The sequence below is a fragment of the Mycobacteriales bacterium genome, assembly GCA_030697205.1.
Taxonomy (GTDB): Bacteria; Actinomycetota; Actinomycetes; order Mycobacteriales; family SCTD01; genus JAUYQP01.
In genome coordinates this window covers 64,303-78,482 of the sequence record JAUYQP010000007.1, presented here as the reverse complement: position 1 = coordinate 78,482, position 14,180 = coordinate 64,303, and the positions used below count along the sequence as shown (strand labels likewise).

Here is a 14,180-nt window from a genome sequence, read left to right as displayed (position 1 = left end):
CCCCCCCCCCCGGGATTGGGTGGCTTTCCTCGGCGTGTCCTTGCGCGACACGCCGACAAGACCCACCCACTCCGACACAGCGCACGGGCACTGCTCGTCTCGGTGGGCACGGGGCGTCCCAGATCGCGGGACGGGGTGTCTCGGCGCATAGGCTCGGCGGCGTGACCGTCCTCGATGCGTGGCGCGACCTGCCCGCGGCCCAACAGCCGTCGTGGCCCGATCGCGCCGTGCTCGACGACGTCCTCGCGACGCTGTCCGAGGTGCCGCCGCTGGTCCAGCCCGGGGAGTGCGACGTGCTGCGCGGCCGGCTCGCCGCGGTCGCCCGCGGCGAGGCGTTCCTGCTCCAGGGCGGTGAGTGCGCCGAGACCTTCGCGGCCAACACCGCGCAGGGCATCCGCGGCAAGGTCCGCACGCTGCTGCAGATGGCCGTCGTCCTGACCTACGGCGCAAGCGTCCCCGTGGTGAAGGTCGGCCGTCTGGCGGGCCAATACGGCAAGCCCCGCTCCGCCGACGTCGAGAAGGGCACAGGTCTCCCGTCGTACCGCGGTGACGCCGTCAACGACCTGCACGGCGAGCGGACCCCCGACCCGCAGCGGCTCATCCGCGCCTACGCCAACAGCGCGGCGACGCTGAACTTCATGCGGGCCATGGCGACCGACGGCTCCGCCGACCTGTCGGCCGTGCACGAGTGGAACACCGACTTCGTGGCGAAGAGCCCGGCCAAGGAGCGCTACGAGGCGCTCGCGACCGACATCGATCGGGCGCTGGCGTTCATGCGGGCCTGTGGCCTCGACCTGCAGGGCATGCAGGAGACCCACGGCGTCGAGCTCTACGCGAGCCACGAGGCGCTGCTGCTCGACTACGAGGCCGCACTGACGCGGGCCGATGACCACAGCGGGCTGTCCTACGACCTGTCCGCGCACATGCTCTGGATCGGTGACCGGACCCGTCAGCTCGACGGCGCCCACGTCGCCTTCGCCGCCGCGCTCACCAACCCGATCGGGCTCAAGGTCGGCCCGTCGATGACCGCCGACGACCTCGTCGCGCTGTGCGAGCGGCTCGACCCGACCCGCGAACCAGGGCGGCTCACCCTCATCGCCCGGCTCGGTGCCGGTGCGGTCCGCGACCTGCTTCCGCCGCTCGTGCGGGCCCTCGAGGACGCCCGCGGGCGCGGCTCGGTCGTGTGGGCGTGCGACCCGATGCACGGCAACACCACGGAGACGCCGAGCGGCTACAAGACGCGGCACTTCGACGACGTCATGGACGAGGTCCGCGGGTTCTTCCAGGTCCACGCGGCGATCGGCAGCCACCCGGGTGGTGTGCACGTCGAGCTGTCCGGCGACGAGGTCACCGAGTGCCTCGGTGGTGCCCACAACCTCACCGACGCCGACCTCGCCGGCCGCTACGAGACCGCCTGCGACCCGCGGCTGTCGACGAGCCAGGCGCTCGAGCTGGCCTTCCTCGTCGCCGAGATGCTCCAGCGCGCCCGCCGCTGACCGCCGGCCCGCTCGCGAGCCGTCCGTCGTACCCCTCCCGCGTCACCCTCCCCGCGCCACCCCCTCGTGATCATCAGGGGATGTGCACGCGACACGCCGGCGAGTCGCGTGCAGACCACCTGTTGATCATGACGGCGGGGCAGTCGGGGTGGGCGGTCGGCTGCGGGGCAGTCGGGGTGGGCGGTCGGCGGCGGGGCAGTCGGGGTGGGCGGTCGGCGGCGGGGGGGGGTGGGGACGCGGCGTGGTCAGCGACCGGTCAGGCGGTGGCCTGGTAGGTGGCGGAGGTCTGCTGCGAGCCGTTGCTGGCGCGGACCTCGTGCTCGCCGGGGAAGTTCGTGGGGTCCTGGGCGGCCAGCTGCGCGGTGAAGCGGCCGCGGGCGTCGACGTCGGCGACGGCGCGCGAGGGCGTCGGCCGGCCGAGGGTGTCGTAGTAGACGACGGTGACGGTCGTGCCCGGCAGCCAACCGGTGCCGTTGACGGTGAGGGTCGCGCCGTTGGGTCCCGAGGCCGGGTCGAGGGTGATCGCGAGCGGCTCCTCGGCGGGCGCGGTCGTCGGGGGAACGGTCGTCGGGGGCGCGGTGGTGGGCTGCGGCTTCGGGGTGATCGTGAAGACCCCACCGGACGGGAACGCCGTGGGCGTAGGTGTCGGGCTGCCCGCGACGGTGGGGGTCGGCGCCAGGGTCGGCACCGGGTCGGGAGTGATCGCGGGCAGCGCGCCGGGGCGGCCGGTCGCGGTCACCGCGGCCGGGTCGCGCGACAGCAGCGCACCGAGCCCGATGCCCGCCAGCACCGCGAGGAACAGCCCTGCCAACGCGGTCAGCGGGGTGAGCAGCCGGCGAGGCTCGAGGTCGTCGTCCTCGACGAGCTCCTCGGCGGCCGCGAGGTCGGCGGCGGAGGGCAGCACCGCGCGGGCGCGGTCCTCGACGCGCAGCAGCACCGCGTCGCGCTCGCTCTCGGGCAGCGCGACGACGGAGATGCCGGCCAGCAGCAGGTGGGCGCGCTCCTGGGCGTCGAGCACGCCACCGCAGATCGCGCACGACTGGGCGTGGCGGCGGGTGGTCGCGTCGCGGGCCGCGACCGGGCCCGGCATCGCGAGGCGGGCCAGTGCGCCGAGGGCGACCTCGTGGCCGACGACGACGGGCAGGTCGGTGTCGTCGAGCTCGGGCAGGAAGGCGAGGCGGGCGCGCCCGACGACCTCCATCGCGGCGTCGGCGTCGACGCCGAGGGCGGCCCCGACGGAGGCGGCGGGCAGGTCGTAGGAGTCGCGCAACAGCAGCGCCACGCGCTCGCGCTCGGGCAGCCGCTCGAGCACCTCGGCGATGAGCTGCTGGTCCTCGTCGGCGGCGAGCAGCCCGCCGCCGAGCGGCAGGTCGGGGTCGCCGTCGGCGACGGTGCGGCCGAGGGCGCGGGCCCGCGCGAACCACCAGCCGACCAGGTCGGGCACGTCACTCGCCGCCGCGCCCACGACGCCGACGAGGTCGAGGGCGCTCGACTCGACGACCTCGACGGCTGCTGCCGGGCTGCACCCGAGCCGGCGCACGGCGTCGTGGACCCGGTCGCCGTGGATGCGCACGACGGCGACGAGGTCCTCCGCGGACACCTCGGCCACGCGGCGCGGGTCAGCCACCCGCGCACCCCATCCGGCTCCTCATGACCGCACTACCTTAGGTCGCGCGCCCCCACCCGGACGACCCCTGGAGCAGCGTGTCCCCGCACCGCCCGATCGACCTGCGCTCCGACACCGTCACCCGCCCGACCCAGGCGATGCGCGCCGCGATGGCAGCGGCCGAGGTCGGCGACGACGTGTACGGCGAAGACCCCACCGTGCGCGCCCTCGAGGAGCGGGTCGCCGACCTGTTCGGCCACGAGGCGGCCGTCTTCGTCCCCAGCGGGACGATGGGCAACCAGATCGCGCTGCGCCTGGTCGTGCCGAGCGCCGGTGAGCTGCTCTGCGACGCCGACGCGCACGTCGTGACCTACGAGCACGGTGGGGCGGCGCAGCATGGCGGCATCCAGTCGCGCACCGTCGCGGGCGGTCTGATGTCGGTCGAGGCGGTCGCCGCCGAGCTGCGGCCCGCCGGCTGGGGGACCGTCCCGACCGCCGCGGTCAGCGTCGAGCAGACCCACAACCGCGGGGGCGGCGCGGTGCACCCGCTCGACGTCCTGCAGGGCCTGCGCGCGCTCACCCGCGACGCCAGCGTGCTGCTGCACTGCGACGGCGCCCGCATCTGGAACGCCGCGGTCGCGACGGGCGTGGCTCTGTCGTCGTACGGCGGGCTCTTCGACACCCTCAGCGTCTGCCTGTCGAAGGGGCTCGGCGCACCGGTCGGGTCGGTCGTCGTGTGCGAGGCCTCTCGCGCCGAGCAGGCGCGGGTGCTGCGCAAGCGGCTCGGCGGCGGGATGCGGCAGGCTGGTGTGCTCGCGGCGGCGGGGCTGCACGCCCTGGACCACCACGTCGAGCGGCTCGCCGAGGACCACGCGCGGGCGGCCCGGCTCGCCGACGCGCTCGGAGCGGGCCCGGTCGAGACCAACCTCGTCCCGCTGGCCGTCGACGACGCGCGGGCGCTCGCCGCGACGGCGGCCGAGCAGGGCGTCCTGATCAGCGTGACCGGACCGCAGCGGGTCCGCCTGGTCACCCACCTCGACGTCGACGATGCCGGGGTCGAGCGGGCGATCGAGGTCGTGGCGCCCCTGCTCGCCTGAGCCCGGACACAGCAGCGGCGGCCGTCCGGATCTCTCCGGGCGGCCGCCGCCGTGCTGGGCGCTGGGCGGTCTCGGCTGTCTGGGGCTCAGCCGACTACCTGCTGGGTCAGTGGTGATCCAGCGTGAGGGCGCTCTTCGTGCCGGTGGGGTTGCCGCACCAGGCGCCGTCCATGAAGAAGGTTCCCTTGGCGACGCGGGTGACGCCGAGCTTCTTCTGGGTCGGCGTCCGGGTGTCGACGGCGCCCTTGCCCTCGGTGTACTCGAAGACGTCGAAGCCACGCGCGAGGTCGTTGGCGTAGAGGTACTTCGGGTTCTTGTACTGCTTGGCGCTCCACGTGTCAGCGTCGATCGCCGTGAACGAGGCCATCTCGGCCGGCAGCCCGATCCGGCTGGTGGCGATGTCGACGACGCGGACGCCCGCGGCGTAGCCCGCGTTGGAGAACGTCTTGCCGGTGGGGCCGTAGTCGAGGACGTGCGCGGTGCAGGTGGTGACGCCGCTGTTGGTGGTCGCGAGCAGCGAGTTGGTCGGCGAGAAGACGTAGAGCGCGGTCTTCACCGGTACGAGCTCGTTGGTGATGTCGTAGACGTGGACGCCGCCGACGTTGCACACGCCGTTGGCGGCCGCGCCTGCCTGCTCGTCGGTGACGTAGAGGTGGGTCTCGTCGGGGGTGAGATCCGCGCCGTGGCTGATGTTGATGGCCGGGTCGATGATCGTGGTGAGGATGCGCGGCGTGGCCGGCTCGGTGGTGTCGAGGATCAGCGTCTGGGTCAGCGCCGCGCTGTAGCCGCGGTTGCCCTTCTTGTTGAAGGTGAGGTCGTGGCTCGACAGGCCGGTCGGCAGCGGGAGGTAGAAGACCTCCTTCATCTTCTTCAGGTTGCTGACGTCGACGACCTTGATGCGACCCGCGGCGCCACCGGTCGGCTCGCCCGTCTTGGGGGTGAGCTCGGAGTCGCTGACGTAGAGGTACTTGCCGCTCGGGTGCAGCGTCGAGTTGTGGGCGCCGTAGGCGATCGGGATGAAGCCGACCGGCTTGGGCTTGCGGACGTTGCTGATGTCGATCGCGACGACGCCGAGCGCCGGCTTCACGCCCGCGGGGAAGCAGTCGGTGGCCTTGACCCCGCCGTCGACGCCGACGAAGACGATGCTGCCGCGGATCTGCACGTCGTTCTGCGAGACCTTGCAGGGCAGGAATCCGACGAGCGGCGGCTTCGCCGGGTTGGCGGTGAGGTCGAAGATGCGGATGCCGCCCTGGGCGTTCTGCGCAGGGGCGATCGCGTAGTCGCGCTTCTTGATCGTGGCGAACTCGAGGTCCGTGCCGCCCTTGTAGGACCAGTTGTAGGTCGGGGTGAGGTCGACCCCGGTGCCGGAGGCGGGGGTGCCCTGCTTGCCGGCCTCCTCCGGGAAGGCGGCGGCCTTCTGCGGGGCGGCGAACGACACCAGCGGCGCGGCGATCACCGCAGCAAGGGTCAGGGGGAGCAGGGAGCGCAAGCGCACGGGTCAGTCCTTCGAGTCGTCGGGGTGTCCGATCTGACTGTGGCTTTCGACTCCCGCGGGGGAACTCCTGCCCAACAGGCTCCCCTGTTTTCAGGTGGTGAGGGCGCGGCCGACGAGCGGGGGCAGCTCGCGGCAGGCGGCGGCCAGCGCGTCGAGCTCGTCGCCGTAGAGCGCCTGCGGCCCGTCGCACAGCGCGGTCGTCGGGTCGGGGTGCACGTCGACGATGACCGCGTCGGCGCCGACGGCGATCGCGGCCCGGGTCAGCGGCACGACGAGGTCGCGCCGCCCGCCGGAGTGCGACGGGTCGACGACGACGGGCAGGTGCGACAGCGTGTGCATCATCGGCACCGCGGAGATGTCGAGGGTGTTGCGGGTGCCGGTCTCGAAGGTCCGGACCCCGCGCTCGCAGAGCACGATGTCGAGGTTGCCGCGCTGCGCGATGTACTCCGCCGCCATCAGCCACTCCTCGTAGGTGGCGGTCATGCCGCGCTTGAGCATCACAGGGCGACCCGCGGACCCGACGGCCTGCAGCAGCGCGAAGTTCTGCATGTTGCGGGTGCCGACCTGCAGCATGTCGGCCCACTCCGCGACGAGCGGCACGTCGGAGGCATCGACGACCTCGGTGACGACGGGCAGGCCGGTCTCGGCGCGGACGTCGGCGAGGATCTCCAGCCCACGCTTGCCGAGGCCCTGGAAGGCGTAGGGCGACGTACGCGGCTTGTAGGCCCCACCGCGCAAGAGCGTCGCGCCTGCGGCCTTCGCCATCTGCGCGGCCGCGAGGGTCTGCTCCGGCGTCTCGACCGCGCATGGGCCGGCGATGAGGGTGAAGGTGTCCGGCCCGATCGGCACGCCGCCGACCTGCACCGTGGTCGCCTCGGGGTGGTGCTCGCGCGAGACGAGCTTGTAGGGCTTGGAGACCCGCACGACCTCGCCGACGCCCGGCATCGTGCGCAGGTTGAGGCCCTGGAAGGCGATGACGTCACCGACCAGGCCGATGATCGTGCGCTGCACGCCGCGGCTGACGAAGGCCGACCCGCCCGCGCTCTCGACGCGGGAGACGACGGCGTCGACCTCCTCCGGGGCTGCGCCGGGGCGCATGACGACGACCATGGGACGAGTCTCCCAGGGTCGGACCGACCCGGCCGAACGGGGTCGTCCGGCCCCGTGCAGGATGTGACCGTGACCACGCCGTTCGACCGCCTGGGGGCTCGCAAACGGGCCGCCGGCAGGGACGACCGGCTCCCGCCGGGGCAGTACGTCCCGCGCGGCTGGCCGGTGCTGCACTACGGCCCGGTGCCGCGCTTCAAGCCCGAGACCTGGGACCTCAAGGTCTTCGGGGCGACGGGCGACGGTGAGCGCCGCTGGACCTGGCCGGAGGTCGAGGCGCTGCCGCGCACCGAGGTAGACGCCGACTTCCACTGCGTCACGAAGTTCTCGCTGCTCGACTGCACCTGGTCGGGCATCGCCACTCGCACCCTGCTCGAGTTCGCGCCGCCCGCGGCCGACGCCACCCACGTCATGGTCTGGGCGGAGTACGGCTACAGCGCCAACATGGCGCTCGCCGACTTCGCGAGCCCCGACGCCCTGCTGGTGCTCGAGCGCAACGGGGAGCGGATCAGCGCCGAGCACGGCTTCCCGCTGCGCCTGGTCGTCCCGCACCTCTACGCCTGGAAGGGCCCGAAGTGGGTCCGCGGCGTGGAGTACCTCACCGCCGACCGGCGCGGCTTCTGGGAGGAGCGCGGCTACCACAACCGCGCCGACCCGTGGCTCGAGCAGCGCTACAGCTACCAGGAGCAGCCCGGCGACGGGCCGGACTGACCCTTGTCGTGATGCGCGGTGTCGCGGACACTGCGCGGAGTGACGACCGTCCAGCCCGCGCTGGCCCTGCCGGCCGACCTGGGTGCGCTGCGCGAGGAGTACGCCGCTGCCGCTCCCTGGCCCCATCTCGTGCTGTCGGACGTGCTGCCCGCGGGCCTGGTCGCTGCGGCGGAGCGGGAGGCGCGGGCGCTCGCCACCGCCTCGATGGACGAGATCCCGACGAGCCGTCAGCACAAGCACGAGACCGGCGACGACGCCCTGCTCGGGCCGGCGACGCGGGCCCTGCTGGGGGTCCTCGACGGGCCGCAGTGGATCGCGGTGCTGGAGGCGGTCACCGGGGTCAGGGGCCTGACCGCCGACCCGCACCGCTACGGCGCCGGGTTGCACTCCACGCCCACCGGCGGGGCGACCATGGTCCACACCGACTTCACCCGCCACCCCGTGACCGGTTGGCACCACCGCACCAACACGCTGCTCTACCTCAACAGCGACTGGCCCGAGGACGCGGGCGGCGCGCTCGAGCTGTGGCCGCCGTCGATGACCTCCCTGGGCCAGCGGGTGCTGCCGCGGGCCGGGACCCTCGTGCTCTGGGAGACCTCGCCGCGCACTCCGCACGGGCTGCCTGACCCGGTCGCGGCGAGCGGTGGCCGGGCGCGCCTCGCTGTGGCGAGCTACCACTACGCCCGCCGCCGACCGGGGGCGTGCCGCCGGCGCGACGGGTCACCTACCTGCGGCGGCCGCAGGACCCGTGGACGACCGGGCTGCCGACCCGCTACGACCTCGCCCGGATGGTGCTCCCGCTGCGCATGCGGCAGGCCCTCAAGCACCGCTGAGCCCTGCAGCAAGGTGCGGTCAGGGTTGATGACGCCAGTTCCGCGGCGGTCGCCCGTTGTCTCGGGTCAGGCTCCGCGCTCTGGCGCGGAGGATCGACCGAGACCCGCTCGCGGCGGACACCGGCCGCCGGACTCGGTGAGACCTCCGCGCCAGGGCGCGATCGATCGACCGAGACAGCGAGACGGTGGGCGCAGACGAGCGGATCCTCCGTGGTGACCACGTCTCGGTCAGCGGTGGTCGCTCTGGTGACCACAGCCGACCGAGACCCAGGCGGTGCGGGTCGGGGGGTGCGGTCAGGCGGTGCGGACGCGGCGGGCCAGGACGGCCGCGCCACCGAGCACGAGCAGGGCCGCGACCGGCAGGCCGCCGGGCAGGCCGGTGGTGGGAAGTGTGACAGGAGCGGCGCTCGGCGGCGTGACCGTGCCGCCGCCGACGGTGCCGGCGACCGGCTTCGCCACCGGGGCCGTGGCGGTCTTGGCGCACGCGCGCAACGGGCCGTCCGCCGCGGTGTCGAACTCGGCGTAGAGGCCCCGGCCGCAGGTCTGGCGGGCGATCGCGGCGTTGTTGTCCTTGGTGTTGCTGGACGCGTCCTTCGCGCACGGGCCGACGCAGCCGTCGGCGTAGCCGACCAGCACCCGGCCCTGCTTGTCGACGGTCATGTCGATGAAGTCGAGCAGGTTGCGCTCGGGGTTGCTTGAGCAGCTCGCGTCGCCCTCGGGGATGCGGTTGGCGGCGACGTTGCCCCACCAGATGCAGCCGCGCTGGACCGGGTCGGTCGGGGTCGCGTCGACGACGGTCCAGTTCTTGCCCGAGTCGTAGGTGTGTGCGATGTAGAGGTGCCAGCCGCCCTTCGGGTCGCCCCTGTCTGGGTCGAAGGACCTGAGGTTGTTCTCCGGGATGTCGTCGGTGGCAAGCGGCGCCTCGGTCGGGGTGCCGAGGAAGGTCACCGCAGCGCGGCCGGCGCTCCCGCCGACGACCTTCGGCATCGTGGCGTTCTTGATTCCGAACGGCTTGCCGATGTCCTGGATGTCGGTGTAGGTGAAGGCGCGGTCCTTCGTGACCGCGACGTTCATGTTGCTCGTGGCGTCCTCGAAGGCCATGTAAGCGGTGCCGGCCGCGTCGATCCCGACCGCTGGGTCGGAATCGAAGTCGGGGGTGGTGGTGCTGGTCGGGAGCAGTCGGATGTCGAACGACAGCACCGGTCCGGGGTCGGCCACAACCAGTGCCGCGCGCTCGCCGCCGTCAGCGTCGGTGCAGCTGAAGTTGGGCATGTAGGCGGTGCCGTCGGGGGCGATGCGCAGGTGGCCGTGCAGGCCGGTGCAGCCCTCGCCGACCAGCGACAGGGTGTACATCACACCGCTCTGCGGGAAGGTGATGCCACCGTCGAGCGAGCGCGAGCAGGTGGCCTCCACGATGACCTGCGAGCAGTAGTAGACGGCCCGGTTGGGGCCGTAGGTGCTGACCAGCCCGGCCGGCAGCGGGCCGGCGCTGACGGTCTGGTGGTCGAAGTTGGAGCCGACGCCACAGCCGGTGCTCGGGGTCCACGCGGTCGCGGTGGGCAGGCCCGCGACCGGCGGCTCGCCGTCGCTGTCGGTGTAGCTCGCGATGCTGCACGGCGGCACGAGCTGGCTGACGAACGTGCGACCGGTGACGGAGTCGGTGAACAGGAACGGGTCGAGGGTCTCGACGCCCTCGAGCGGGTTGGTGACGTCCTTGTAGGTCGCCTTCGCGGGCACTGAGGCGTCGAAGGTCACCTGCAGCGTCTGCAGGATCGCCTGGTACATCACCTTGCCGGTGTTGTGGTTGACGCCGATCGACGGCTCACCGGCGTCGAAGCCCAGCTTGGTCGCGTGCAGCGGGTCGGTGCGCGGCAGGTCGTTGGGCGTGTAGTTGACGTAGCGCGGGGTCGCGACGTCGGCGGTGCTGCCCTTGACCACGGCGGCGCCGGAGCTGCCGGACAGGGCCACCAGCCCGGTCGCGACCGCGGCGGCGGACAGCGCGACCGCGAAGCGGCGGGAGGAGCGAGTGGAGCGGGACCGGGGGGTGGAGTCATGGCGCACCGGTCTGTGTTCGACGGCGGAGGCCGTGCCCCTGCCGGGGAGGCGCCGTGGAACGCGAGCGTGCCGGTGACAGCGGTCACACTCACTGCTCGAGCCGGGCCACCGCCCCGACGACCGGCTCATTCGGCCCCGCGCCCCGTCGCGGCACCTCGGTGAGCAGCATCGCGGCGAGGACCAGCACCGCACCGGCGACGGCCCGCGGCCCGAGGACCTCGCCCGCCAGCCCGATGGCGAACAACCCCCCGAAGACCGGCTCCATCGTCATGACGACCGCGGCCCGGGTGGGCGATAGGTGGGCCTGCGCCCAGGTCTGCACGACGAAGGCCACCGCCGTCGCGGCGACCGCCGTCAGCGCGAGGGCCCACCAGACCGAGGCCGAGGGCGGTGTCGCCAGCCCGCCGGGCACCGCGACGAGGCCGCACAGAGCGGCCGTCGTGAGCAGCTGGACGACGGCGAGGCCGAAGGCGTCGTACTGCTTGGCCCATCGCCCGAGACCGACGATGTGCAGGGCGAACGCCGCCGCGCAGCCGAGGGTGAGCAGCTCGCCGGAGCCGACCGACAGGCCGCGCAGCGACAGCAGCCCGAGCCCGATGGTCGCCAGGGCGACCGCGGCCCAGGCCGGTCCGCCGGGGGACTGGCGCAGCAGCAGGGCCGACAGGAGCGGGGTGAGTACGACGAACATGCCGGTGATGAAGCCGCTCACCGCCGCGGAGGTGTGCTGCAGGCCGAGGGTCTGCAGCAGGTAGCCGGCACCGAGGGCGAGGCCGAGGACGACACCGACGCGGCGGCCCTGCGGGCCCAGGGCGGCGAGCGCGCGGGGGCGCAGCAGCACCATCACGGCGGCGGCGAGGGCGAAGCGCCAGGTGAGGAAGTCGGTGACCGGGAGCTGCTCGACGGCGTCCTTGACGACGACGAAGGTCGAGCCCCAGATGGCGGTGACGCCGACGAGGGCGAGGGTGTGCCGGTCGAGCAGCACGTGCTCAGGCGTCCCGCAGCGAGGTGAGCAGCTCGATGTCCTGGCGGTGCGACGCGGCGTCGCCGGGGGTCTCGACGACCAGGGGCACCCCGCGCATCGCCGGGTGGCGGAAGAGCTCGGCGAAGGGGTTCCTGCCGATGTGCCCGGCGCCGATCGCCTCGTGGCGGTCGCGGCCCGAGCCGACCGGGTCCTTGCTGTCGTTGGCGTGGACCAGCTGCAGCCGACCCCGACCGACGGTCTTGACCAGCGCGTCAAGGGTCTTCTTCATGCCGCCGGGCGCCGCGAGGTCGTGGCCGGCGGCAAAGGCGTGGCAGGTGTCGAGGCAGACCCCGAGCATCGGGTGGCTGTCGAGCTGGTCGAACCACGGGCCGAGGTCCTGCACGGTCGCGCACAGCGCCTGCCCGCCGCCGGCGGTCGGCTCGACGAGCAGCTTCGGGCCGTCGGGCTCGAGCGCGTCGAGCAGCGGCAGCAGGTGGGTGCGCAGCTGCACCATGGCGTCGTCGCGGTGGGCGCCAGCCACGGCGGACCCGGCGTGCACGACGACGCCCCGGGCCCCGATGGCCGCGCCCCGGCGCAGCGCGTGCTCGACGGCCTCGACCGACTTGCGCAGCGTCGAATCGGTGGGGGAGCCGAAGTTGACGAGGTAGGGCGCGTGCACGAACGACGGGGTGCCGCTGTCGGCGTTGCGGCCCTTGAAGGCCTCGTCCTGCGCGGGGTCACCCGCGCTGGGGGCCCAGCCGCGCGGGTTGGACACAAAGACCTGGACCGCTGCCGCACCGATCTCGCGGGCGTAGGCGAGGCCCTTCGTCAGCCCGCCGCCCACCGGGACGTGGGAGCCCACGGGGGAGGGCTTGCGGGGAGGCACCGGGACACTGTGCCAGAGGCACGGCCACACTGTGCCAGAACGGGGCACATGCCCCGTGGGGGACGGCTAGGACACGTAGTAGGTGACGGTGGAGCCGCGCCGGACCATCGTGCCGGGCGCGGGGTCCTGGCCGACGACGGTCCCGGAGCCGTTGGGGATGTCGAAGGCGCGGCCCTTCAGGCCGGCCGCCTTGAGCGCCGCCTGCGCGCCCTGCCTCGTCATGCCGCGCAGCTCGGGGACGCCGACGAGGTCGGGGCCCTTGCTCACCTCGAGCGCGACCGTGGACCCGCGGGGCGCGGTGCCGCGGCTGGGTGACTGGTCCACGACCTGTCCCTTGGGGGCCTCGTCGTCGAAGACCTGGGTCACCGAGACCCGGAAGCCGGCCGCGCGCAGGGACTGCGTCGCCTCGGCCTCGGACCGGCCCTGCACGTCGGGGACGGCCAGCAGCTCGACGCCCTTGCTGATCACGAGCTTGACGGTGGTGCCCGGTCGCAGCTTCTGCCCGGGCTTGGGGTCGCTGCTGAGGACGAGGCCCTTGTCGACCTTCGCGTCGAAGGCCTCGGTCGTCGCGCCGACGGTCAGGCCGGCGCGGGTCAGCAGTGCGGTCGCGGCGGCCAGGGTCGAGCCCACCACCTGAGCGGGGACGGCCCGCAGGTCGGCGCCCTTGGAGACGACCAGCCCGACGGTGCCGTCGCGGCGCACCCGCGCGCCCGGGTCGGGGTCCTGGTCGACGACCTGCCCGGCCGCGACGGTGTCGGAGAAGGCGTCAGGGAGCCTGCGCACCGAGAAGCCCTCGCTGGTGAGCTGCGCCTCGGCGGCCGCGAAGGTGAGGGTGAGCACGCTCGGGGCCTCGGTGTAGCGCCCGCTGCCGAGCCACCAACCACCACCCGCGGCGAGCAGCGACAGCAGCACCACGACGAGGGCGACGACCCGCCCGCGGCGGCGCGGGCGCCTGGGTCGCGGCGTCGCGGGCAGCGGGGTCTGCGGCGTCTCCGGGCGCGGGATCGCCAGCGTGGCGTGCTCCTGGACGAGCGAGACCGGCTCGACGTCGGGCAGCTCGGTCGCGACCGCCCGCAGCTCGGCGAGGAACGCGCCGCCGTCGACCGGTCGCGCCGCGGGGTCGCGTCGGGTGGCGCGCACGACCAGCGCGTCGAGGGAGGCGGGTACGCCGGAGACGACCGTCGAGGGGGCCGGCACGTCGTCGTGGACGTGGCGGTAGGCCACCGACAGCGGACTCTCGCCGGAGTAGGGCGGGGTGCCGGTGAGCAGCTCCCAGAGCAGGACGCCCGCGGAGTAGACGTCGCTGCGCTCGTCGGAGACGCCCTTCTCGACCTGCTCGGGCGAGAGGTAGGCGACGGTGCCGAGCAGCACGCCGGTCGTCGCGGTGAGGCCGGAGGACTCCACGGCCCGGGCCAGCCCGAAGTCGGCGACCTTCACCCGGCCGTCGTCGGCGAGCAGGACGTTCTCGGGCTTGACGTCGCGGTGGACGATCCCGGCGGCATGGGCGGCGGCCAGCGCGCGCAGGACCGGCTCGACGACCGCGACCGCCCGGGCGGGGGACAGCGCCCCGCGCTCGCGCAGCAGGTCGCGCAGGGTGCGCCCCTGCACGTGCTCCATGACGAGGAAGGCCATCCCGGTCGCGCCCTCGCCGACCGCGTCGGTGCCCTGGTCGAAGACCGCGACGACCTCCGGGGCCGACAGCCGGGCCGCGGAGCGGGCCTCGCGGGTGAAGCGCGCGACGAACTCGGGGTCGTCGGCGAGCGCGCGGTGCATGACCTTCACCGCGACGGTGCGGTCCAGGCGGGTGTCGGTGGCGAGGTAGACCGTCGCCATCCCGCCGCGCGCGATGGTGCGCTCCAGCAGGTAGCGCCCATCGAGCGACCGGCCCACGAGGGGGTCGGCGAGCTGGTCGGCAGGGGCGTCCACGACCGCC

General features: G+C 73.8%; 11 protein-coding genes. 4 read left to right on the top strand and 7 right to left on the bottom strand.

Annotated features, from left to right (window positions below; translation table 11 throughout):
• Positions 1 to 161 precede the first annotated feature (161 nt).
• Entirely contained in the window at positions 162 to 1,496 is a 1,335-nt protein-coding gene (locus Q8R60_01930; GenBank protein MDP3711230.1) for a 3-deoxy-7-phosphoheptulonate synthase class II, read from the top strand.
• Between the two features lie 256 nt (positions 1,497 to 1,752).
• Here Q8R60_01930 and Q8R60_01925 read toward each other — a convergent pair whose 3' ends face one another.
• Positions 1,753 to 3,123: a hypothetical protein gene (locus Q8R60_01925; GenBank protein ID MDP3711229.1), complete on the bottom strand. Its 1,371-nt coding sequence runs from the start codon at positions 3,121 to 3,123 to the stop codon at positions 1,753 to 1,755.
• A 77-nt stretch (positions 3,124 to 3,200) separates the two neighbouring features.
• On the opposite strand from Q8R60_01925, the gene Q8R60_01920 reads away from it, so the two are divergent.
• Positions 3,201 to 4,199, top strand: coding sequence for a GntG family PLP-dependent aldolase (locus Q8R60_01920; GenBank protein ID MDP3711228.1), 999 nt, complete (start codon positions 3,201 to 3,203; stop codon positions 4,197 to 4,199).
• 106 nt (positions 4,200 to 4,305) lie between these two features.
• Here Q8R60_01920 and Q8R60_01915 read toward each other — a convergent pair whose 3' ends face one another.
• Positions 4,306 to 5,694 carry a hypothetical protein gene (locus Q8R60_01915; protein ID MDP3711227.1) on the bottom strand — a complete coding sequence of 463 codons (1,389 nt, stop codon included), beginning with the start codon at positions 5,692 to 5,694 and terminating at the stop codon, positions 4,306 to 4,308.
• Between the two features lie 90 nt (positions 5,695 to 5,784).
• Positions 5,785 to 6,804 (bottom strand): 3-deoxy-7-phosphoheptulonate synthase, encoded by a 1,020-nt coding sequence (aroF, locus tag Q8R60_01910; GenBank protein ID MDP3711226.1) that lies wholly within the window; start codon positions 6,802 to 6,804, stop codon positions 5,785 to 5,787.
• Positions 6,805 to 6,873: 69 nt separating this feature from the next.
• Between aroF and Q8R60_01905 the strand changes: the two genes are divergently transcribed.
• Positions 6,874 to 7,512, top strand: a complete 639-nt coding sequence (locus Q8R60_01905) for a sulfite oxidase-like oxidoreductase (GenBank protein ID MDP3711225.1) — start codon at positions 6,874 to 6,876, stop codon at positions 7,510 to 7,512.
• 39 nt (positions 7,513 to 7,551) lie between these two features.
• Complete coding sequence (locus Q8R60_01900; protein MDP3711224.1) at positions 7,552 to 8,562, top strand: 2OG-Fe(II) oxygenase; 1,011 nt, start codon at positions 7,552 to 7,554, stop codon at positions 8,560 to 8,562.
• A gap of 77 nt (positions 8,563 to 8,639) precedes the next feature.
• Here the strand turns inward: Q8R60_01900 and Q8R60_01895 are convergent, their stop codons facing one another.
• The 4 genes from Q8R60_01895 to pknB form a co-directional block, all read right to left on the bottom strand.
• Positions 8,640 to 10,406, bottom strand: coding sequence for a hypothetical protein (locus Q8R60_01895; GenBank protein ID MDP3711223.1), 1,767 nt, complete (start codon positions 10,404 to 10,406; stop codon positions 8,640 to 8,642).
• 82 nt (positions 10,407 to 10,488) lie between these two features.
• The gene (locus tag Q8R60_01890; GenBank protein ID MDP3711222.1) at positions 10,489 to 11,382 is read right to left on the bottom strand and encodes a DMT family transporter; all 894 of its coding nucleotides are present in this window, start codon (positions 11,380 to 11,382) and stop codon (positions 10,489 to 10,491) included.
• Positions 11,383 to 11,386: 4 nt separating this feature from the next.
• Positions 11,387 to 12,247, bottom strand: a complete 861-nt coding sequence (locus Q8R60_01885; GenBank protein MDP3711221.1) for a deoxyribonuclease IV — start codon at positions 12,245 to 12,247, stop codon at positions 11,387 to 11,389.
• 66 nt (positions 12,248 to 12,313) lie between these two features.
• Positions 12,314 to 14,173, bottom strand: coding sequence for a Stk1 family PASTA domain-containing Ser/Thr kinase (gene pknB, locus Q8R60_01880; protein ID MDP3711220.1), 1,860 nt, complete (start codon positions 14,171 to 14,173; stop codon positions 12,314 to 12,316).
• Between the last annotated feature and the right edge of the window lie 7 nt (positions 14,174 to 14,180).